This is a genomic window from Paenibacillus marchantiophytorum (assembly GCF_014640555.1).
Classification (GTDB): domain Bacteria; phylum Bacillota; class Bacilli; order Paenibacillales; family NBRC-103111; genus Paenibacillus_E; species Paenibacillus_E marchantiophytorum.
In genome coordinates this window covers 1-20,474 of sequence record NZ_BMHE01000068.1, presented here as the reverse complement: position 1 = coordinate 20,474, position 20,474 = coordinate 1, and the positions used below count along the sequence as shown (strand labels likewise).

Here is a 20,474-nt window from a genome sequence, read left to right as displayed (position 1 = left end):
AAGAGGCTTCTCTACAGTAGGTTATCTACGCAGGAGCCTCTTTGCTTTATTTGCCTCTTTTTTTCGAATAATACAAAACGCCTAGATAATGCGCTCCTGTAAACAAGGTGAGGATCCCAAAAAACAAGAGAAATCCGCCTTGACGATCCCGGAAAAATAATTGGAGAACGAACAGCGCCAGCGATATTTCGCTCCATAGCAGTGTTCTTTTTTTGAGCTGGGTCAGGTCCGCGGTCGATTTGCTAATTTTACGAAGATTCATGTAGGTTAGACCTGCAAGAACGATGACGCCGATAATAATCACGAGAATGTAGTTTAAATTGCCCGACATGTAATTCCCCCTATTTCCGATGTATCCGTTTATTTTCTATTGTATATAAGACATTATATCTAAGATACATGGAATATGGGCTGTTGTCTATTTGAAAAAGGAGTTTAGCTTCCGTTGTGGAATCTATGTTTAGTAAGAAACATGACGCCGAAATTCAGTCAGAAGGAGTACTGCCCATGTCTACGCTTTGGTTTAAACCTTTAGAAGAATCCGATATTCCCTTATTAATGGATATTTACAACCATTTTGTCGTGCATACGACTGTTTCTTTTCACACAGAGCCCGTGGATATTTCGGAATTTACAGCAAGTGTTATCCACCAGAACCCGCGGTACCAAACGGATGTGATTTGGTTAGGCGGCATCCTGCAAGGATATGTGCAAATCATGCCGCACAAGAAAAAGCAAGCTTATGATACGACGGCGGAAATCACCATTTATTTGCACCCGGATTGCGTTGGACGAGGTGTCGGTTCCGCTGCTATCCAACATATTGAAGCAGTCGCCAAAGAGCGCGGCTTCCATTCTCTAATTTCTACCATCTGCTCGGATAATGCGCCTAGTATTCGTTCATTTATGAAAAATGGCTATGCACAGTGTGCACATTTCCGCGAAGTTGGCTTCAAATGGGGGAAATTCTTGGATATAGTCACTTATCAAAAGATCATCAGTTAAGGTTTAAGGTGTCACTAGACTCCAGTTTAGCCCCTCATCTGTTGTACGCCAAATATCTTTGGTATCCCTCAACCAGCCACTAGTCGCAGTCGCAAAATTCATTTGCACGCTCGCTTCCAGCGGCTGAAAGGTACTGGGAAACGCATGCTGACTCCACGTCTTTCCTCCGTCCACGGTTCGGAGCCACTGCCATCTGATCTCCTGCTCCGTACTCTGCGTCCTCGTTTTTAGCAGAATATAGCCATGCTGGGCATCGGCAAAGGCAATCGCCACGGGATTACCTGCCGAATTCGGCAATCTGCTTGTTTCAAGCCACGTTCCCCCATCCTTCATTTGGTAAAGTGTCAAACTATCTTTCTCTCTCTTGCCAGATCCAGGTCCAATGAACCAACCTGTTGTCTGCGACTGGAATGTAAAGGCGCCAGCTGCTTTGGCAGGCAGCGGAATTCGGTTGGAGACCGACCAGGTTAAGCCGCCATCCTGTGTGCGCAACAGCTGTAAATCTGTATAACTCTGAGCAGCTAGCAGCCCCTTTTGCCGATCAAAAAACTGAAAATAAGGCGTCCCTTGGGTGCCTTCAAGTCCCGGCAGGTTCTGTGCAATAACCTCCCAGGATTGTCCGCCATCTGAAGTTAGCCGCAGTTCTGACTTGTTAGTTCCCCGATCTTTTGCAAACAACCAGCCTGTTTCAGTATCCAGAAAGGAGATTGCGCTAGGCGCAGCCTGATTGGTGATTTTATTTTTAGCTTGCCAAGTGACTCCCCCATCACTGGTTTGGATAAGTTGCAGTTCCTTGCCATTGTCAGCTAGTCCGTATCCCCGAAGCTCATCAATGAACGTAAGTGCTCTGCTAGGAATTAGCTGCGGAGGATCACTCTGTGCATCAACACGAATGGGTTCCCCAATGGTTAACATAGCGCCGAAATTAGCTTGCAGCGGAGTTCGCAGGTTAGGAGCCGTTGTTGAGGTTTTCTCATACAAACAACCAGCGCACAGCAGCAATATGATGAAAAGCACAAAAATTTTGTTGTTCATCAGGGCTAACATAGCCTCACTCCCTTCCTTTGGGCACCTTCTTCTGCTTAGCTTAGGTATATGTAATGACGCTCTATGTTCCTAAATAGTTCATGTCCGCGCCTTCCTCCCAGTGCGAATAGCGATTGGTTTACAACCTTAGCCGGTTATGACTTCCTTTATTTTCACTGGATAGGATACCTCATCCTAACAAAACCTAAAGCATAGTCATAACGCTCGGAGGGGATTGCCATGACCAAATGGGTTTGGCCCGTCGCCATCGTTTGCCTGTTGACAGCGGGCTGCGGTGTGTCCAATAACAAGCCTTATCACGATCAGCGATCAGCACAAAATTCTCATGTGGATGAAGTAGCGCTTGCAGATGAGCCCAGCGTCGACAGCAGCAGGATTGATAGTACGCCTTTGGCTAGTCCCAGCATAAAGCCTACGCAGGCGCCTTCAGAGGCGCCCAAAGCAACTGCACAGCCCCAAACTACGCCAACAGTAGCCATTCCTAGTCCAACACCCAAAACAAGCCAAAAAAAGGCCACGCAACCTGAGGTTTCCAAGAAACCCTCTGTTGCTGTGCAGAAAAATCAAGGCCATGTCCGAATTTCGCAGAAAAAGCTTACACTCTCCCAGTTGGCCGTGAAGTATCCGGATACATTCAAGCTGCGCGGCTCTTCGCAGGAAAAGAAAGTAGCGCTCACTTTCGATGATGGACCTGACACCCGATTCACGCCCAAGGTTCTCGATACGCTGAAGGCGAACCACGTCAAAGCCACTTTCTTCGTGCTTGGCGTTAAGGCAAGCTCGCATCCTGATGTGATCAGGCGAATGGTCAACGAAGGCCACGTTATTGGTAATCACTCCTACAGCCACGCTAATCTGCCTAAGCTGACCGTGGACAAATTCCAGAATCAGATCATGAGTACAGAGAGTGTTCTGCAAGGCTTGATCGGCTATGCGCCCAAGCTGATTCGCCCGCCTTACGGGGCGATTAATGAAGAACAGGTTAGATGGGTCGCCGATCACCATTATTTAATCGTGAACTGGAATGTCGATTCGCTTGACTGGAAATCGCTGAGCTCGGATCAGGTGCTGAGCAATATTATGCAGCAGACGAAGCCGGGATCCATTATCCTGCAGCATTCCGGAGGCGCTGACAGCCAAGACCTTTCAGGAACGGTCCAAGCGCTCGAACCTTTGATCATTAAACTAAAAGCAGCCGGCTACACCTTTGTAACCGTACCTGAGCTGCTTCACGTCACCAAAAGCAAATAAGCCGAAGTGCGCCAACAAAGGTGCGCTCCGGCTTTTTTTAATTGTGCAGCTCCGCGAGCCGCGACTTAATGTCTCTGATCATTTGCAGTTGTTCCGTGGCGTTCTCAGGCGTCCATGCCCCTTCGCTCATGAGTTGGGCCAGCGTGAGCTCCAGCTGGCGGCGCTCGTTCGCTCTCGCCAGCTGCTCTGGCGAGCTTTCGTTCATCTGGCTCGCTTCCACATACGCATCATACGTGCCTTCGAAAGCAATGGGCGCATGCTCTGCGCTCAGCACCAGCAGCTTTCCAGCCAGCTTCCGAATGAAGAATCGATCGTGCGAGACGATAATCATAGCGCCGGGATAGCTCAGGAGCGCCTGCTCAATTCGTTCCCGCGAATCAATATCCAAATAATTCGTCGGCTCATCCAGCACCAGCAAGTTAGCACCGCTGAAGTAAAGCTTGAGGAAGGCGAGCCGGCAGCGCTCGCCCAAGCTTAGATCCCCGATTCGCTTGCGCACCGCATCGCCGGAGAATAGGAAGCATCCCAGAATCGTGCGCGCTTCCGTCTGTGTCATGGCAGGCAGCGACAGCAGACTATCCAACAGCGTCATGCCGTCGTCGAGATGCTCGAGCTCCTGCGAGAAGTAGCCGATCGACGCCTGCGGGTGCTGTCGTACCGTGCCGGCAGTGGGCTGCAGCTGGCCGATGAGCAGCTTGAGCAGCGTCGTTTTGCCTGCGCCGTTGGGGCCGAGCACCGCCAACCGGTCGCCGCGATCGACGCTGAGACTCAGCTCGGCGAACAGCTCGCGATCGCCATAGCCGAACGCGACCCGCTCCAGGCGCACGAGCGAGCGTGACGCGAACTCGCTCGCGCCAAGCTGCACCTTCAGCCGCGCCGCTTCACGCGGCTTCTCGACCCGGTTCGCTTCCAGGCGCTGCAGCTCCTTCATCTTCGCGTTCATCCGCGAGATGTGCGTGCCCGCGCGGGCTTGGAAGTACACGCGCTGTATCGGCACCTCCGCTTTCCGGGCGCTGCTCTCGCCCTGGTGGAACCATTGCCGAAACGTGCGAATGCTCTCCTCCAACTGCTCCCGCAGAAGCTGCTGCTTGCGGTAGAGCTGCTCCTGCGTACGCAGCTCGAGCTCTTTCTGGCGGCTGTACGCCGAGTACCCGCCGCGGTAGGTGCGGCTGCCGGTCGGCGTCAGCTCGACCAGGCTCGTCGCCACACGATCCATGAAATGGCGATCGTGCGAGACGAAGACGACGGTGCCCGGATAGGCGCGAAGCCACGCTTCGAGCCATTCGAGCGACGCGGCGTCGAGGTGATTGGTCGGCTCGTCGAGCAGCAGCAGCCGAGGCCCCAGAACCATCAGCCGCGCTAACTGCGCGCGCGTCTTCTGCCCGCCGCTCAGCTGAGCGAGCGGCAGATGCCACAGCTCGCTGCCCAGCCCAAGCTGCAGCAGCTTCCGCTCCACCTGGGTTTCCCAGTGATAGCCGTCGAGTGCCAGATAGCGCTCTGCCGCCTCCTGATACTCGGCGAGCAAACTCTCACTGCAAGCTTCATCCTGCATCTGCAGCTCCAGTTCTCGCAAGCGAGCCTTGGCACCATAGTGCTCTGGGCAGCCTCTTTCCACATAGGCATATGTGGAAAAGGTCTCATCTGTTTCTGTCAGCTGTCCCATCCATCCCCACTCCTCCATCGGCAGCCGCCGTTCAACACGGCCTTGCTCAGGCTCCAGCGTGCCTGCCAGGATGTGCAGAAGTGTCGTCTTGCCTAGGCCATTACGTCCATAAATAGCAATCTTATCTCCTTCATGCACCTCGAAGTCCACCTGTTCAAACAGGATGTTTCCACCAAATTCTTTTTTCAATTGCTTTGCTTTTATAAGTAAAGTCATCGACTTGTTCCTCCTTTTTCGTTCAAATACAAAAAGACCACAGGCAGGAGCCCACGGTCAGGAAGAACAAGTTATGAAACCGGTATGCCAAGAAAAGCCCCTTGAAGGAGTCAGCCCCTTTAGACATACGTATCCCACTCGCTCTACCTGCACAAACGTAGAGTCTGCCTTACAACGAATATTTCGTTATAGCAGTTTAAGTTAGGCTACATATTTCATCGGTCTAAAGGTACCTCCGAATTCTTCAAGATACCCGTATTTTACCACATTGGCAACGGCGCGCAAGGGAAAGAACAATTATAATGATGTTCCTCTTTACTAACTTAATATGATTTGAGTCTTGCGGCATTGCGTTTTTTATACTACAATTTAATTCGTAATAATTACTTATAATAGATGAATAAAGGAGTCCTCCTTTTGAGCAAAGTCCCCGTTATCGTGTTGAGCGGATTTCTAGGCAGCGGCAAAACCACCTTGCTCCTACGCATGCTTCAAGAAGCTGACTCCTTCCAGCTCACACCGGCTGTTCTGATGAATGAGCTGGGCAAGCAGGATGTGGACGGCCATCTGCTGCAAGCAGCTTCACCTGATTTACCTATGACTAAACTGCTCGATGGCTGCATCTGCTGCAGCAAAAAGAGTGATATCAGCAGCGCTGTCAAACAACTGCTCTTGCGCAAACCGAGCGTCATTCTTATTGAATTAACCGGTGTTGCCAATCCGGAAGAAATCGTCGATGCGCTGACTGAGCCTGCTTTGCTGCCTTATGTAAAGCTTCATCAGGTCATTACCCTGCTTGACGCGGAGAACGTGCTGGACTATAACAGCATTTTTGCTGCCGACAGGGAACTGGTCCACACGCTGCGCAGACAGATCGAAGTAGCCGATCTCCTGCTTTTGAACAAAATCGACTTCGTTTCTGCCAAAAAATTAGCTGCCATCGAGAAAACGATCCGCAAATACAATGACCGCTCTTTGCTGCTGCCAACGACACATAGCCACTTTGATTTGGCACTTGTATTCGGTTCCCTGCTGCCACAGAAGCAAGTGCCTTCGCAGGCTCTTTCTTTCAACAACAAGTTCCAGATTCAAGCCGTAAAAGCCGTTCAGCAGCCCAATTCCGCCCCGTCTCCTGCTGTCTCTTATTCTCGCATACATACAGTTACGCTGCCTATTGAAGAAGGGTTTCCCCTCACACAGAGCATCGTGGAACGTTATTTAGCCAAATGGGGCTCGTCTTTACTTAGGGCCAAAGGGTATTTACGCATCGGTTCTCAAATGGAGCCTTCCCTCATGCAATTTGCCGGCAAACGTATAAACTGGCAGTCCTCGTCTTTTTCAGGCACGTCTTATCTGGTTCTCATTGGCCTGGATCTTGATGCTGACGTGCTTATTGCGGATTGGAAACAGCGGCTCGCGGGACCTCTTGTTTAAAATAAACAAAAAAGCAGTCCGCAAAGTTCATCTGCCGGCTGCTTTCGATGGATCAAGCAAAAATCGATTGAATTTGAATATTTCTTTCCTTGCTCAAATCTACAAAATCGCTTCCCACCTTAATAAGCGGACTCCCGATGTCGTGGGGGTTGATGTAGACGACCTCTCCGCGGCGACCATCGGATAGCAGCACATCGTTACCGATCAAGTGCGCCGTGATATTCGTTAAGAAGACAGAGATGATTTCGGGTTCGAATTCACCGAACGTGCCTTCTCGCATTTGCTTAATAATTTCATAAAATGGCATTGGTTCATGATAAGGCCGTTTGGAAGACATCGCGTGAAAGATATCTGCTATCGCGACTACTTTACTGAAGATATCAATTTGATCCTTTTTTAGCCCGAAGGGATATCCTCTGCCATCTTCGCGTTCATGATGCTGAATCGCAACGGATGCGACACGATGTCCGACACCAACCGTATCTCGCAGCAACTCGTACCCGAATATGGTGTGCTGCTTAATCATCGCGTACTCTTCTTTCGTTAGCTTTCCAGGCTTGTTGAGGATTTCAATCGGGATCTTCACCTTGCCGACATCATGCAGCGTTGCCGCCAAACTGAGGGTCGCCAGCTCAGTGCTGCTCAGATTCATCCATTTGCCGATTAATGTTGAAAGGACACCCACACCGATATTATGCTCATGGGTATAATCATCCTTGGCCCGAACCGTTTCAAATAATTCGAAAATATTCGGGTGATCCGCCATTTGCTGTATCGCTGGAATCACTTCTTCACGGAATTGATGGACGGGAACTTTACGATCCGCCTGAATCGATTGAAATAATTGTTTGGCTTGCTTGACGGTCATCTGCATACGCATTTCACAGGATTCCGTCACGGTTTTGACTGGCGTCTCCCACATAATCATGGACATATCGACGCGATGCATCCGAATAAGCTCAAGTTCTTCATTTCCGATAATTGCTTTAGCGGGAATTAGGACTAGGCCGACAGAATTAACTACATCTTGTTTAACCTTTCTCCCTATGTAGCTGCTCATCTGCAAAACTCCTATGATTATGTAATTTTTTACTTATCATGTTCATTGTAAACGTTTATTTACTATTTACAATATACAATTTTCAACAAAATTTGACAATTACTTTTCTGACAATTTCCATAGCAATCTCTTTTTAAAATTAAAAAAACCATGGAACTAAGTTCCACGGTTTCTAATGCTCAACCAACGTCGAGGGCGCAGCCGATTTACAATCCGAACAATAACCGAATATCTCAAAGCGATGGCTTTGAATTTCAAAACTTTCGGGTAAATCCTCCACAAGCTTCATCGGGCAGAATTCGAATGTCACCGTCTTCTCACAGCTGACGCAGATCATATGATGGTGATGGTGCGACAGACAGCTTGCTTTGAATTTCAAACCATCGGTCAAATGAAATTGTTCCAAAACGCCCATCTCGCTTAACAAGCGCAGATTGCGATAGACCGTATCAAAGCTGACGCCTGGGTATTTCACTTTCATGTATTCATAAACGTCTTTCGGCGATAAATAACTTCCTGATTCCGCAAACAACGTTGCCAAGCTCCTGCGCTGTTCTGTAATACGCCAGCCTTTCTGAGCCATGGCTCTTAGCATCTCGTCGATCGTATGCTTATGAGTGCCCACGTGCATTACCCCTCTATCGTAAAATGTTCTATTAACATAGTGCAGCAAATAGACCTATTACGTCAAGTAGATGAACCTGCACGCTCTAGAAAATTGTCCTAATGATTACGAAGGAGTCATACGCTAATGCCTACAGTATCTCTGCTCACAATAGAACGCATTCAAGCTTTTAAAACGATGTTCATCAGCATTTTACTGGAAGCTATTCCGTTCATCCTACTAGGCGTCATCCTCTCTTCCCTGCTTCAGACGTTCGTATCCGAGCAAACCATTCGCCGCTTCATCCCTAAGAATCCGCTGCTTGGCATCGTGTTCGCATGCCTCTTAGGCATCCTGTTCCCCATGTGCGAATGCGGGATGATTCCTGTGGTTCGCAGATTGATTCTCAAAGGAATGCCCGTATATATTGCCGTCGTGTTCATTATCACCGGGCCCATCATTAACCCTATCGTGTTCGCCGCCACCTTCATGGCTTTCCGCAATCACCCGGCCATCGCCTACTCCCGTATGGGACTTGCTTTCGCCGTAGCTGTCATCATTGGATTGATTTTATATCGGTTTATTACAAGCAGCCCGCTGCGCATCAGCCGAGCTCATTTCTCCGGAGGGGACGCTGTGGAAGGGCATCAGCATTCAGGCAGCGGCTTTTCAGGCAAAATGACGACTTTTTTCGCCCATGCCTCCGATGAATTTTTTGAAATGGGCAAATATCTCGTATTCGGCTCTTTGCTCACCGCACTGATTCAAATTTTTATGCAGCGCGAAAGTTTGCTGGCTATCGGTCAAGGCCCGCTCAGTTCCCATTTGTTCATGATGGGTTTCGCCTACATCCTGTCGCTTTGCTCGACATCGGACGCGTTCGTCGCCTCCTCTTTCCAAACCTCATTCACTTCCGGCTCACTGCTAACGTTCCTGGTATTCGGACCTATGCTTGATTTCAAAAGCACGCTCATGCTGCTCTCCGTTTTCAAATCCAAATTCGTACTTGCGCTCTCTGCGCTAATCGCTGTAACCGTGCTGGCTTGTTCGCTGCTTTTGGAACGTTTTATATAGGGTCATCCTATCTACGAGGAGGAAATGGATATGAACACTATTCGAACTGCTCGCGCTATGAGCTATCATTATTTTTTCCGCACACTGATCTTACTTGGGTTTTCCAGCTACATCGTCATCCTGACCAAGAGCGACGCCCTGCAATATTACATCGCACCGCGTATGATGATTTATGTCAAAGTGGCCTCCGTGGCCCTTTACATCATCGCCTGCTTTCAAGGCTACATGGCCCTGCGCGCTTATTGGGGAAAACCCGTCGCCTGTGACTGCGAGCAGCCCGCTTCTCGCTCAGCGATACGCAACACAGTTGCTTACGGCTTGCTCGTTTTGCCGCTCTTGGCCGGCTTCTTGCTGCCTGACACAGCGCTAAGCAGCGCCATGGTCGCTGCCAAAGGGATGAATCTTTCGGCTGCCAAATCCAGCCTCGCCAAAAGCGCGGATGCCTCCAAAGAGCTTGCTGTTTCACAGCCAACTCCATCGAATGCCCCTGCGGCTCCGCTGGCAAGCTCTGAGACTACTTTGACCACCGGTGCAACTTCCCAGGCAACCTCCGAAGCTGAGCTGAAGGCTTTATTTCATGCGGACAACGAATGGGATGAAGACTTCTCCAAAATCGGTATGATCCTTTATAAAAAAGACACGATCGTCGTTAAGCCGGAAATTTATATGGAAATTCTCTCCTCCATCGATCTGTTCAAAAACAATTTTATCGGTAAAAAAATTGAACTGACAGGTTTCGTTTATCGGGAAGAAAATATGACCAACAGCCAATTCGTTGTCGGGCGCTTTGCGGTTAGCTGCTGTTCCGCCGATGCTACTCCGTATGGAGTCATGATCGAATTTCCCACAGCCCAAAACTACCCCAAGGATATGTGGGTGAAAGTAACCGGCACCATCCAGAATGGCAGCTATAACGGCAACGACATTTTCACGATTCAGGCAACTCAGATTGCTAAAATCGAAAAGCCCGAATCCCCCTATGTGTATCCGAATTTCGAACCGCTCAAGGAACTCAAGGAATAACCAAAAAACGTTAAGGAAGCTAGAATTCCTTAACGTTTTTTTGGTATCTCCCGTTATCCGGCCAACTTCCGCTGGGCTTGCTTAGAGCTCTTAATCTTCATCGCCAATGCTGCGCCTAACAGCGCAGTGCCGGTTATCAGAAATACGAACTGAATGCCTATCCAACCGCCTAGAATCCCCCCAAGCAACGGGCCAGCGACAATCCCGAACTGGCTGGCGGATTGGTTCAAGCTGACCGCCCTCCCGCGGAAATCGGATGCTACATGTTTCACGATCAGAGCGTTCAAAGCTGGATACACCGCTGCGAAAAACAGCCCGTAACTGAAGCGCAGAATACCAAAGCCGATCAGATTGTGGACACCGAGCTGCAATAAGTTGCCAATCGCGCCGCCGATCAGCCCCACAAACAGGATTTTCTCATAGCCGATTCGACCACCGATAATGCCCCATCTAGGCCCCATGATCACCGTCGCTACGCCCACTGCCGAGAAAACAATGCCCGAACTAAGCGAGGCCTTGTCCAGACTTCCCCCAATTTGCACCACATAGAGAGTCAGCAAAGGTTCGAGAATCAAGACCGAGGTCGAGATGAGCAAAGTTAACCCGAACAATCGCATCAGTTGTGGATTTCCGGCAGCATGCTTGAGGTCCTGAATGACGCTGGAACGGACCCCAACCTGTCGCTCGTGCACCTCTTTCACGCCAACGAGGACAATCAAAGCCGATATCAGCGTAATGACGCCTGATGCGATGAAACATTCCCGCAGACCCATCCACTGACTGAGCACGCCCCCGACAAGAGGACCAATGATGCCTCCCGCAGCCGTTGATGTGGAGATTACGCCGAGCGCATAGCCGACATGCTTCTCTGGCGTATTCGTTCCTACAAGCGCAATGGAAGCTGGGCTAAAGCCCGCCATAACCCCCTGGAAAATCCGCACAAGTAGGAATGAAAAAAGATCATACACAAAAAAGTTAGCAAAATGCGCTAACGCTAATCCAACGCCAGAGCGAATCAGCATAGGCTTGCGGCCATAAATATCAGCAAGCGAGCCCCAGAAAGGCGCACACAATCCGCTGATCAAAAAGCTGATCGAAATCGATATCCCAGCCCAAAGCTCCAACCCGCTTCGCAAGCCCAGATCATTTTGCAAAAAAATAGGGAAAAACGGCACCGAAAGCGTATAGGCCATATGGTTAAAAAACAAACCCAGCCACAGCATATAGAGGTTGCGTTTCCAGTAAAGCTCCATGCTGCCACAGCCTTTCTTCCGATTGAATGCTTCACTTCACTCGAGCCACCTTCTTATCATGACTATTCCTATTGGTTAAGTGAATATAAGCCTAAATTTACCATTCGCCTCTTCTTATTGTCTAATAGATTTTTTCAATACATGGCATCTTACCCGCGGCTACTCCACTCACTTCTTACTTGCCGCACACAGCGACTCACTCTCCTCCTCTACCACTCAAGTTGCAATAACTAGCTAGTCTTTACTGCCACATACTTAGGCACATGAGCAAGCATTTGAGGAGTAAGCGAGTTTCCTTCGAGAAACAGGCGAGTTCCTTCCGGAAGCAGGACTTATCATTGGATAAATCCAATGATATCCGCATTTCGGACATCGAAATCAACCTTACACTGGATTTTTCCAGTAGTTTCGTTTGAAATGGCCCTCAAAAGGCCAATTTTGGGATTTACATTGTAAATATCCAATGAAATTAGGTTTTCAATCAAGCAATAGAAGATTTCAGTGGATTAATCCAATGACATCACCATCTAACCCGCAGCTACTCCACTCACTTCTTACTTGCCGCACACAGCGACCCTCTCTCCTCCTCCTCTACCACTCAAGTTGCAATAACTAGCTAGTTGGGGTGCATATTGTACACAGTGCAGTTCTCCAGTTCAACCACATCCGCTGCAAGGTATGTCACGATAGATGCAAAAAAAAGAACCCAAACACGAAGCTTGGATTCTTTCCCTTGTTATTCTCTTGGTTATTCTCTTGGTTATTCTGCGGACACCGCGTTGACCGTAGTCTCCGCTTCTAGTTTCAGCAGCGCCGTGCGGACCACATCTTTGGAGAAATTCTCTCCAATGAACACCGCCACGTCCGGCACTACGCCTTTGGGGGTGATTTTCACAAAATCCATTTCCCTGTACGCATATTGGAACAAGAAACGGCTCGACGTGTCGGAGAAACTAAGAATCCCCTTGGCGCGGTACACCTCCTGTGGGAGCTTGCTCACAAACTCCTCGAAGGCATGGCTGTCCACCGCCTGTTCAAAAAAGTGCGTATAAGCCATAACATGACTGTGAGAATGATGGTGCTCATGATGTTCCTCGCGACCATGCCCAGGATGGTGCTCGTCGTCGGCATCGTGCCCATGCTCATGCTCCTGATGAGCCTCTTCATGCCCGCCAACCGCAGACGGCTGCCGCTCGTCCTCGGCGTCTAAGTTTTCAATAAGGGTCATGTCAATCTGGCTGAATACCGTGTAATGAACAGAGGCATACGAATTCCAATCCCGCACAAGTGCGTCTACTTCCTGCAAGGCTTCTGTTTGAAGCAAATCGGTTTTGTTCAGCAGCAGTAAATTCGCACAGCGGATTTGCTCCTGCATCAGCCTGTACGTTTTGCCACGGCTTGTCCGGCTTAACTCTAAGAGCTGCGGAGCATCTACGACCGTGATAACCGCTTTAAGCTCCACCGGAAGAAGCAGCGAAGCATCGGTTACTTCATCAATAATTTCCATTGGATTCGCGATCCCGGTCGACTCAATGAAGATGAGATTAGGCTGCTCATCCGTAACTAAATCTTTCAGCGCCAACCCCAAATCGCCTCGACTCGAGCAGCATATACAGCCACCAAGCAGTTCGGACATCGGCACTTCACTGGCCACCAACTGCCCATCGAGGTTAACCTCCCCAATTTCGTTCATGATGACCGCAGGCTTGCGGCCTGCTTCTGTAAAATAATCGATCGCCTTGGTTAACAGCGTTGTTTTACCACTGCCCAGGAATCCGGATAAGATATAGACGGCAACTCTTTTTTGTGACATCCTTGTTCGTACCTCCACCTAGCTAGCATCGTCTATGGCGCTATCACACAATAGGAATAGTAAGCCTTACACTTCTATTATTCGTAATTATTACCTTTAAGTCAAGAGAGGGTCAACCTGAATCTCGAATTTTGCCGAAAGAATCGGCCATTTGCCAATAAGCTGCACAAGAAAAGGAAACAATTTAACCCATAGCAGGCTAGTGGCAGGATCGGATGGCTTGAGCGGAAGCGCTAAGCGATCGTAGAGGATACGTGCCGCTTCTTCGGCAAGTGCTAACGCCAGATCCTCGGGAGCCGTTTGATTAACGGCATCTAGGCGCGGAAGGTAAATTTCGCGGAGCGATTCCGAAAGTTGGTGCTCGGCTAACGCATGGGAAGCCATGATTTCCCCCATCCCCAAGCTGACCAAATTGGCTGTCTCTACGTCAAAGGCGTACGGAATGCAATAAATTTCAAGCGCTAGCGCAGCTATGTAAATTTCTCTCAAGAGCTCATCTTCTTTGGCTTCCGTTACAATAGCATCCTCCAAATAAGCGGCTGCGACCGGTTTCAGTGTATCCCAACTGTTTTCTATGCTTCTCATCGTAAACTGCATCATCGCGGCAGCTAACTCTGTCGGTGTGATCTGCTTTTTATCCATCTCTTGCATCGATGTAATCCCTCTACTCTCGTTACTTTTTAAAATGAACCGTTAACTCAATAATCTCAGAACGACTGCCCAGTCGAATCGGAGGTCCCCATGTGCCGAAGCCTGAAGAAACGATCGCGTGGAGGTTTCCTTTTCGCAGATAGCCCCAGTCCAGTTCAAAGAGTCTGCCTGTAATCAGATGATTCGGTGCCATTTGGCCTCTATGCGTGTGACCGGACAGCATCACATCAGCTCCGGCGTCAGCCGCTTTATCCAAGTGGTACGGCTGGTGATCCAGCACGATAATCGGTTGTTCGTGATCGGCTCCCTCCAGCAAAGCAGCGAGTGCTTTCCGACCTTCGGCTGTACGTTCCGCGGCCTTGTCCTTACGGCCTACGATGTACAAACGATCCAGGAGATGGACTGTTTCGTCCATGAGCACGTGAATGCCGATCTTCTGCATTTGTTCCACGAAGGCCGGAATATGTCCGCCAATGTACTCGTGGTTGCCAAGCACGGCGTAAATGCCCAGCGGGGCTTGCAGTTGCCGCATGGTTGTTCCCATATCATAACGGATAAAAGGCTTAATATCATCGTCGATGACATCCCCTGGTAAAAGGATTAAATCCGGCTTCATCTCATTCACCTGCGCAACCAGCTTGCGCAAATGACGGTTTCCAACGATGGAGCCCAGATGAATATCAGACGCTACGGCGATGCGCAGTTGATCCCAGTCTCCGGCTTTTTTGGCAATGGTGACGTCATATTTCCGGATCACAGGGGTACGTGCATTGTAGGAACCGCGAAACAGCAAGAATAGAACAATGGCTACATCAATCCATCCGAGAATAGGTATGTACGTTTCTGATGAAACCGAGGCCAGATGGAGCACGCCGATAGCCAGATCGGTCAAAGGCAGCAGCAGAAATCCGAATTGCATCATAGCAAACCAATAGGATCCGACTATTTTCAATACTCTGGACACGCCCCCAGGCAGCACACGCGAGCCCACCCATGCCAGCAGGTAGGACAAGGCGACAAGCCAGAAAACAATCCAATACACCCCGGAATGAAACCAAGAACCCAGCTGGTCAGCCAAAAACACCTTCGCATGCCAACCGATATAACCGTTCAAACCAAAAATAATTGCCAGCACCATTAAAATGCTGATGATCGTGCGCATTTTCATGTCGTAAACTCTCCCATTCTGTTCTTCCCATCCTGCTTCTACAGCAGCAGGCTTAATGGCTCTATACATAATTCATCATCGTTGCGGACGTTGCCTACGCGTGTGGATACGGGGTACGCCATCATTGGGTCCGATGGATATGGCCTCAGCAGCGGACGCAGCTTATCGGGGCTCGTGACATTGCGATCCAACCAAGCAGACTCCAGCTCTCGCGGTAAAATAACGGGCATGCGATCATGAATCTCGGACATCATCTCATTCGACTCCGTCGTAATAACGGTGCAAGTGGATAGGCGTGTCCCATCCGAAGATGTCCATGTGTCATACAGCCCCGCCATGCTGAAAATCTCTTGACTCCGCAGCATGATCCGCATAGGCTGCTTATGCTTGCCTGTTCCCTTCCAGTCGTAGAAGGAATCCGCCGGAATCAGACACCGCTTGCGCTCAAACGGCTTGCGGAAGGCAGGCTTCTCGGCGAGCGTTTCGCTCCTGGCATTGAGCATTTGATAGCCGATCTTCTCATCCTTCGCCCACTCCGGAATAAGCCCCCAGCGCAGCTCGCCGAGCTTATTCTTCTCCCCGTCATGGACGATGGCCATCACTTGCTGTCCCGGGGCTACATTGTACTTGGGGCTGTATCTAGCCGGATACTGGTAATAAGTATCATAACGAAGCATTAGCTCCTCTAATGTCACAGTGATCGTGTAACGTCCACACATTCCGCACACCCTTCCTTTGCCTCCATACTCTCTCTCCATTATGTGAAAAAGATGTACTCCCGTCAATTCGTACAGGGGCTGTCCCCAACTATCATAGCCTGGAGCAAGCCCCCTTACGAACTCAATAACCTTTATTTGATCAAAATGGGTCATTTCCAAACAAGCCATTTTCTCGTGTATAAGCATCCAACAGTTCATTAGAATGGCAGCTTGATTATACCGCGGCTCGGCAGAATGACAGATTGATTGCGCGAGGCAGGGCCGCCCGGAGGTTCGGCGGTGGACGCCAAAAACAAAGGAGCTGAGCATGTACAAGCCGCTTAGCTCCTTTTTTATTAGACATCTAACTATACGCCCAAAAAAACTTACATTCAACCAATGACCTAATCTTGAAAATTAGTATCTACGCGCCTCATCCAATGCAGCATTAAAGCAATTTCCTGATCTGAAAATCCTTGGCGAATCATCTGCTCGCCTTCTTCGACAATGGCCAAACAAGCCTGCTTAATCGACAGGCCGTTGTCTGTCACATAAATGCGATTAATGCGCGTATCTACCTTGTCTTGCAAACGACGAATCATTCCTTTTTGTTCCAAACCACGAAGCAGGAAAGTCATGGAAGCCGGTTGAATGCCCAGAATGTGAACCATCTCTTTTTGGGTGAGTCCCTCTTGTTCCCATAGAATAATAAGAACTCCTAATTGTGAGTTGGTGACCCCTTGCTCTTCAAGTCGCTGGTCCAAATAGTTGCAAGCGTTCCGAAAGTTCTTTTTTAACCAAAAGCCAATAGATCCGTGTAGTGTAGCATTCATCGTGTTCTCCCTTTTAAACCACTCTCAAGTTATATCTTCATTATATACGATCCCCTCGCTTATGAACATGCTGGCAATTGGATAAATTACCCGACAGAGGATTCTCTATCGGGCTGCTGTGGGACTCTATGATCTAATCTGCCGTTCATCGATCTTCCGCGCGTTGTTCACAAGGGCAACAAATTGTTCAATATAGCGGGCCGTTCGGACGCTGATCTCCGCGCGCATGTAGTCTTTGGCAATCACCAACGTATCCTCATGCCCCCGGCAAATGTAACGGTAGTGAATCGCCCGGTCATCCTTGTGCTCCTCGAATAGCTGAATGCTCCGCTGCATCATCTTGGTTTTCGTTTCGGTGAGATCAGCCAGAATCTGCGCCGCAAGCGCGTGAGCCGCGCGAGCATAGAGCGTACGCAACGTTTCGGTGGATTTTTCGATATCGCCTGCTTTGCGCTTAATCATCCCGTGCATCAGCGGCAGCAGCACATAGTCACGCATCACGCCAATATCTTCCGCCGTGGGCCGATTGCTCGGAGCAGGCTGATTGCTGCGTTGGTTCTGTAATGCCTCCCTGTGCTGCGGCAGCATCATGCGGCTGGATTCCCAGAGGCCGTTCTTTTCTAGCTTTTTGCTCATTTATAATGCCCCCCAATTTTCAGCGCGCGGGTCTGTGCTTGACCGGCTGTCGTCATGGAGGAAGCACGCACAATCGCTGCGTTGCCATAGCGATCCTTGATGCTGTCCGTCACCTTTTCCAATGCTCGCTCCTTGATCTGATCCTCAAAAAGGGTCAGCTGATACGTGTGATCTTCGACAAATTGGCTCAACATAACACCGGCGCGGCGAACAGGCATTGTATCCCAGAATTTATAGAAAAGCTGCTTAACCGCTTCGAAAACAGTACGGGTATGATTCGTCGGATCAGGCATCTTCATTTGACGCGAAAAGCCGGTTGGTGCATCGAACGGGCTGCACATACAGCTCACGGTCACAATCGAAGCCATGTACCCCTTGCGGCGGCAATCACGACAAACCTCCTCCGTAAGCTCAAGCAGTATCGTATTCACTTCTGAAGACTCCTCATAATCCCTTGGCAGTGTCATCATATGACCGATAGACTTCGGAGCCGTGTCAAAAGTCGTCGGCGTCACCGGGCTGTCATCCAAGCCATTAGCCGTTCGCCACATCACTTCAGCGTGAATATCGGACTGCTTCCCGAAGCGGGCACGGAATTTGTTCTTGAGCTGCGGCAGCGGCGTTTGGGCCACATCACCAACGGTGTACATCCCGAGCTTGGCGAAATGCGCTGTCATCCGCGAGCCGACGCCAAACATCTTATTGACTGGCTGTTCCCATAAGGTTTCTGCAAGCTTGGACTGGTGCAGCGTATAGACGCCGCTCGGATTCTTTTTTGCCCAAATATCGGTCGCAATCTTCGCCAGAATTTTATTGGAGCTAATCCCGATTCGGACCCTCACGCCCGTTTGCCGAAGCACTTTGCGCTGGATGGCTTCCGCAATAGTTAACGGATCTCCGAAGAGCGGCAAACTGGCCGTGATGTCAAGAAACTGTTCATCAATACTAAAAACCTCAACCAGATCGGTAAATTCTTCGTAGATCTTGGTAATCATAAGAGAAATATCAATATAATGCTGCATACGCGGGCGCATCACGACCAGCTCCGGGCACTTCTTAAGCGCCTCACCCAGTCGCTCTGCGGTCGAAACACCGTACTGTTTGGCAATGGGGCAGGCAGCCAGAATGATGCCGGAGCGTAAGGCTGGATCGCCTGCAACCGCAACGGGTTTGTCCTTGAAGCCCGGATGATCCGCTTTCTCAACGCTCGCATAGAAACTTTCGCAATCCGCCAAAAATATAGTGCGTTCCTTTCCTTTGCTCACCGTAATCCCCCTCGCATATTCATAAGCGTGGTCATAAGCTCTGCCTTGACTAAACTGCGAAGCATGGTGAAATGGTGAATGTAACCGCGGACCTTGTATTCAACATGAATCCCCAAGGCATTCATTTCAGTCTGAATAACTTTAATATCTCTTTGCTTCATGCTGCTTTTGAGCTGCTGCAATTGCGGGTAAATGGCATTCTCAACCTCTCTCAGATAGAAGAGCACATGATTATACACGATTTTATCCTTGTAAATCTTGAGCTCCTCCATATCCCTTGCCAGCATATCGAGTAAAATGGGTAACAGCGTATACTCCTTGATAATTTGAACATCCTCTTCTGTCTCAATTCTTGAACTGACCTTCATTATCCTCACCACCATACGCGAACATATATTCGTGTTACTTATTATATACCGAACATGTATTCGTTATGCAAGCAATTTTAAATGGAAATAAAATACTGTCATTTTAAGGCTTGACTTAGCATGCATAATTGACATTGCAGTAAGAAAAACGGCGTCGCCGCCCTGAGAGATGAGCATCTTCATAACGGTTTTCAGCAATCTAGCGGATCCTATTCCCTTTGGGCTTTGAAATGACAGAGAGCGTCGTGTGAAAAGGAACTATGATCCGCTAAATGGCGGGAAATGGGGTAAACGTAGCATGAAAGGAAACTGAGATCCGCTATTTAAGCGGAACCTGCTGATTCCAACCAGGAAATGGTGCAATAGCGGATCGTAGTTCCCTCTGGCGTGGAATATGGCGGTTTTTGGAATTATAGCGCACTGTAGTTCCCTCTGGATCTCTATCATGACACATTTTCCTACAATCGCGGCTTGACGTTCCCTTATCTCCGCGCGATTACAAAGCTAGAGGATCTCATTCTGCCAAATAGCTTGTTTATACCTCCAAACCAGCAGCAATTCGAACACATAAGTACGTTCACAGCTACCTTGTTCTCATCGCACCGCATCTCGTCTCGTATCATCGCATCTCATTACAACTCTTCTCTTTTCTTCTCATCGCACCGCATCGAACCACTCCAACGTGTTGGGCCGCCTACAACCCAAGCCTGGAGACTGGCGTCAATCTCCAACATTTACATTCTGGGCAAGCTTCACTCACCCCAACCCAAAAGCATGTCTCTTAGACCTTCGTCGATGGTTGACTTGACATACGTCCTCAGACAAGACACGGCTCCACTCTTCCGTTCCTCCGCATGAACACGTCGTGCAGAAACGCCCCTTGCACCGAAAAGAGCACCACCTTAAGATCATGGCACCCTTCACATGCGAGCAGCTTAAACCCTTTTTTGGGGTTTCCACAATCTCGAAATTTTCGGATTTCTTTCAGCACTTCGGGACTTATCTTTTTGCCATCCTTGCTTTTATTGGCTTCCTAGTAGCGATTCTCATCAAAGAAAATTCGGTGTAGGATGTCCTGTTTCATATTCTAAATGTACCAAAAAACTAAAAAGGTAGAATCCCCTAAATCCACTAAATAAACTTATACTTTCTATTATTCTAAATAAGGGGCAAGCTTCGCTCACCCCAAAACATATAAATTCTTAGTAGAGTAGAAAACTGAAATTTCATTGGAGGGCGAAGGCTCTCTTTTTACTTTTTCAGCTCCCCCTGCATCAAACCGGACGTGAGGTTTTCCCTCATCCGGCTTTCCGATGTTCTTCTTTCTTCCGCTTTACGGTACTTTCCTATCCAACGAGTTTCTTTAATCCAGAGTGCTCAGCAATAATACCCGTTAATCTGGAATTACTGTG

The 20,474-nt window shown here is 49.1% G+C and carries 19 protein-coding genes and 1 pseudogene; 5 read left to right on the top strand and 15 right to left on the bottom strand.

The window, feature by feature from the left end:
- Positions 1-46: 46 nt before the first annotated feature.
- Positions 47-331, bottom strand: coding sequence for a hypothetical protein (locus IEY34_RS33290; RefSeq protein WP_189020162.1), 285 nt, complete (start codon positions 329-331; stop codon positions 47-49).
- A 176-nt stretch (positions 332-507) separates the two neighbouring features.
- On the opposite strand from IEY34_RS33290, the gene IEY34_RS33285 reads away from it, so the two are divergent.
- Positions 508-1,005: a GNAT family N-acetyltransferase gene (locus IEY34_RS33285; RefSeq protein ID WP_229757962.1), complete on the top strand. Its 498-nt coding sequence runs from the start codon at positions 508-510 to the stop codon at positions 1,003-1,005.
- A gap of 3 nt (positions 1,006-1,008) precedes the next feature.
- On the opposite strand, the gene IEY34_RS33280 is transcribed toward IEY34_RS33285, so the two are convergent.
- A complete protein-coding gene (locus tag IEY34_RS33280) occupies positions 1,009-2,052 on the bottom strand; it encodes a WD40/YVTN/BNR-like repeat-containing protein (protein ID WP_189020160.1) in 1,044 nt (347 codons plus the stop codon).
- Positions 2,053-2,271: 219 nt separating this feature from the next.
- Between IEY34_RS33280 and IEY34_RS33275 the strand changes: the two genes are divergently transcribed.
- Complete coding sequence (locus tag IEY34_RS33275) at positions 2,272-3,303, top strand: polysaccharide deacetylase family protein (RefSeq protein WP_189020158.1); 1,032 nt, start codon at positions 2,272-2,274, stop codon at positions 3,301-3,303.
- A gap of 37 nt (positions 3,304-3,340) precedes the next feature.
- On the opposite strand, the gene abc-f is transcribed toward IEY34_RS33275, so the two are convergent.
- Positions 3,341-5,182: a ribosomal protection-like ABC-F family protein gene (gene abc-f / locus IEY34_RS33270; protein ID WP_189020157.1), complete on the bottom strand. Its 1,842-nt coding sequence runs from the start codon at positions 5,180-5,182 to the stop codon at positions 3,341-3,343.
- Positions 5,183-5,599: 417 nt separating this feature from the next.
- Here abc-f and IEY34_RS33265 point away from each other — a divergent pair, with 417 nt between their 5' ends.
- Complete coding sequence (locus IEY34_RS33265) at positions 5,600-6,616, top strand: CobW family GTP-binding protein (RefSeq protein WP_229757961.1); 1,017 nt, start codon at positions 5,600-5,602, stop codon at positions 6,614-6,616.
- A 52-nt stretch (positions 6,617-6,668) separates the two neighbouring features.
- On the opposite strand, the gene IEY34_RS33260 is transcribed toward IEY34_RS33265, so the two are convergent.
- Together IEY34_RS33260 and IEY34_RS33255 are read right to left on the bottom strand one after the other, a co-directional pair.
- Positions 6,669-7,676, bottom strand: a complete 1,008-nt coding sequence (locus IEY34_RS33260; RefSeq protein WP_189020153.1) for an HD-GYP domain-containing protein — start codon at positions 7,674-7,676, stop codon at positions 6,669-6,671.
- A gap of 172 nt (positions 7,677-7,848) precedes the next feature.
- Positions 7,849-8,307, bottom strand: coding sequence for a Fur family transcriptional regulator (locus IEY34_RS33255; RefSeq protein ID WP_189020151.1), 459 nt, complete (start codon positions 8,305-8,307; stop codon positions 7,849-7,851).
- A 120-nt stretch (positions 8,308-8,427) separates the two neighbouring features.
- Between IEY34_RS33255 and IEY34_RS33250 the strand changes: the two genes are divergently transcribed.
- Both IEY34_RS33250 and IEY34_RS33245 read left to right on the top strand, forming a co-directional pair.
- The gene (locus tag IEY34_RS33250) at positions 8,428-9,354 is read left to right on the top strand and encodes a permease (protein ID WP_189020149.1); all 927 of its coding nucleotides are present in this window, start codon (positions 8,428-8,430) and stop codon (positions 9,352-9,354) included.
- A gap of 30 nt (positions 9,355-9,384) precedes the next feature.
- Positions 9,385-10,377 carry a TIGR03943 family putative permease subunit gene (locus IEY34_RS33245; protein WP_189020148.1) on the top strand — a complete coding sequence of 331 codons (993 nt, stop codon included), beginning with the start codon at positions 9,385-9,387 and terminating at the stop codon, positions 10,375-10,377.
- A 53-nt stretch (positions 10,378-10,430) separates the two neighbouring features.
- On the opposite strand, the gene IEY34_RS33240 is transcribed toward IEY34_RS33245, so the two are convergent.
- The 10 genes and pseudogenes from IEY34_RS33240 to IEY34_RS38210 form a co-directional block, all read right to left on the bottom strand.
- The gene (locus IEY34_RS33240; protein ID WP_189020146.1) at positions 10,431-11,630 is read right to left on the bottom strand and encodes an MFS transporter; all 1,200 of its coding nucleotides are present in this window, start codon (positions 11,628-11,630) and stop codon (positions 10,431-10,433) included.
- A gap of 760 nt (positions 11,631-12,390) precedes the next feature.
- Positions 12,391-13,443 carry a CobW family GTP-binding protein gene (locus IEY34_RS33235; RefSeq protein WP_189020144.1) on the bottom strand — a complete coding sequence of 351 codons (1,053 nt, stop codon included), beginning with the start codon at positions 13,441-13,443 and terminating at the stop codon, positions 12,391-12,393.
- 96 nt (positions 13,444-13,539) lie between these two features.
- Entirely contained in the window at positions 13,540-14,094 is a 555-nt protein-coding gene (locus tag IEY34_RS33230; RefSeq protein WP_189020142.1) for a hypothetical protein, read from the bottom strand.
- A gap of 22 nt (positions 14,095-14,116) precedes the next feature.
- Complete coding sequence (locus IEY34_RS33225) at positions 14,117-15,262, bottom strand: metallophosphoesterase (RefSeq protein ID WP_189020140.1); 1,146 nt, start codon at positions 15,260-15,262, stop codon at positions 14,117-14,119.
- Positions 15,263-15,300: 38 nt separating this feature from the next.
- The gene (locus IEY34_RS33220) at positions 15,301-15,981 is read right to left on the bottom strand and encodes an SOS response-associated peptidase (protein WP_189020138.1); all 681 of its coding nucleotides are present in this window, start codon (positions 15,979-15,981) and stop codon (positions 15,301-15,303) included.
- Between the two features lie 383 nt (positions 15,982-16,364).
- Entirely contained in the window at positions 16,365-16,793 is a 429-nt protein-coding gene (locus tag IEY34_RS33215) for a MarR family winged helix-turn-helix transcriptional regulator (protein WP_189020137.1), read from the bottom strand.
- Between the two features lie 126 nt (positions 16,794-16,919).
- The gene (locus tag IEY34_RS33210; protein ID WP_189020135.1) at positions 16,920-17,429 is read right to left on the bottom strand and encodes a YhjD family protein; all 510 of its coding nucleotides are present in this window, start codon (positions 17,427-17,429) and stop codon (positions 16,920-16,922) included.
- Complete coding sequence (locus IEY34_RS33205) at positions 17,426-18,694, bottom strand: DNA polymerase IV (RefSeq protein ID WP_189020133.1); 1,269 nt, start codon at positions 18,692-18,694, stop codon at positions 17,426-17,428. The genes IEY34_RS33210 and IEY34_RS33205 overlap by 4 nt, the downstream gene beginning before the upstream one ends.
- The gene (locus tag IEY34_RS33200) at positions 18,691-19,062 is read right to left on the bottom strand and encodes a YhjD family protein (protein ID WP_189020131.1); all 372 of its coding nucleotides are present in this window, start codon (positions 19,060-19,062) and stop codon (positions 18,691-18,693) included. The genes IEY34_RS33205 and IEY34_RS33200 overlap by 4 nt, the downstream gene beginning before the upstream one ends.
- A gap of 792 nt (positions 19,063-19,854) precedes the next feature.
- Positions 19,855-20,146: pseudogene (locus IEY34_RS38210) on the bottom strand (transposase zinc-binding domain-containing protein); the annotation flags it as partial.
- Positions 20,147-20,474: the final 328 nt, after the last annotated feature.

Bases quoted from the DNA above. Each gene is read 5' to 3' on its own strand.
- IEY34_RS33290 (WP_189020162.1), bottom strand. From the start codon at position 331: ATGTCGGGCAATTTAAACTACATTCTCGTGATTATTATCGGCGTCATC.
- IEY34_RS33285 (WP_229757962.1), top strand. From the start codon at position 508: ATGTCTACGCTTTGGTTTAAACCTTTAGAAGAATCCGATATTCCCTTA.
- IEY34_RS33280 (WP_189020160.1), bottom strand. From the start codon at position 2,052: ATGTTAGCCCTGATGAACAACAAAATTTTTGTGCTTTTCATCATATTG.
- IEY34_RS33275 (WP_189020158.1), top strand. From the start codon at position 2,272: ATGACCAAATGGGTTTGGCCCGTCGCCATCGTTTGCCTGTTGACAGCG.
- abc-f (WP_189020157.1), bottom strand. From the start codon at position 5,182: ATGACTTTACTTATAAAAGCAAAGCAATTGAAAAAAGAATTTGGTGGA.
- IEY34_RS33260 (WP_189020153.1), bottom strand. From the start codon at position 7,676: ATGAGCAGCTACATAGGGAGAAAGGTTAAACAAGATGTAGTTAATTCT.
- IEY34_RS33255 (WP_189020151.1), bottom strand. From the start codon at position 8,307: ATGCACGTGGGCACTCATAAGCATACGATCGACGAGATGCTAAGAGCC.
- IEY34_RS33250 (WP_189020149.1), top strand. From the start codon at position 8,428: ATGCCTACAGTATCTCTGCTCACAATAGAACGCATTCAAGCTTTTAAA.
- IEY34_RS33245 (WP_189020148.1), top strand. From the start codon at position 9,385: ATGAACACTATTCGAACTGCTCGCGCTATGAGCTATCATTATTTTTTC.
- IEY34_RS33240 (WP_189020146.1), bottom strand. From the start codon at position 11,630: ATGGAGCTTTACTGGAAACGCAACCTCTATATGCTGTGGCTGGGTTTG.
- IEY34_RS33235 (WP_189020144.1), bottom strand. From the start codon at position 13,443: ATGTCACAAAAAAGAGTTGCCGTCTATATCTTATCCGGATTCCTGGGC.
- IEY34_RS33230 (WP_189020142.1), bottom strand. From the start codon at position 14,094: ATGCAAGAGATGGATAAAAAGCAGATCACACCGACAGAGTTAGCTGCC.
- IEY34_RS33225 (WP_189020140.1), bottom strand. From the start codon at position 15,262: ATGAAAATGCGCACGATCATCAGCATTTTAATGGTGCTGGCAATTATT.
- IEY34_RS33220 (WP_189020138.1), bottom strand. From the start codon at position 15,981: ATGTGTGGACGTTACACGATCACTGTGACATTAGAGGAGCTAATGCTT.
- IEY34_RS33215 (WP_189020137.1), bottom strand. From the start codon at position 16,793: ATGAATGCTACACTACACGGATCTATTGGCTTTTGGTTAAAAAAGAAC.
- IEY34_RS33210 (WP_189020135.1), bottom strand. From the start codon at position 17,429: ATGAGCAAAAAGCTAGAAAAGAACGGCCTCTGGGAATCCAGCCGCATG.
- IEY34_RS33200 (WP_189020131.1), bottom strand. From the start codon at position 19,062: ATGAAGGTCAGTTCAAGAATTGAGACAGAAGAGGATGTTCAAATTATC.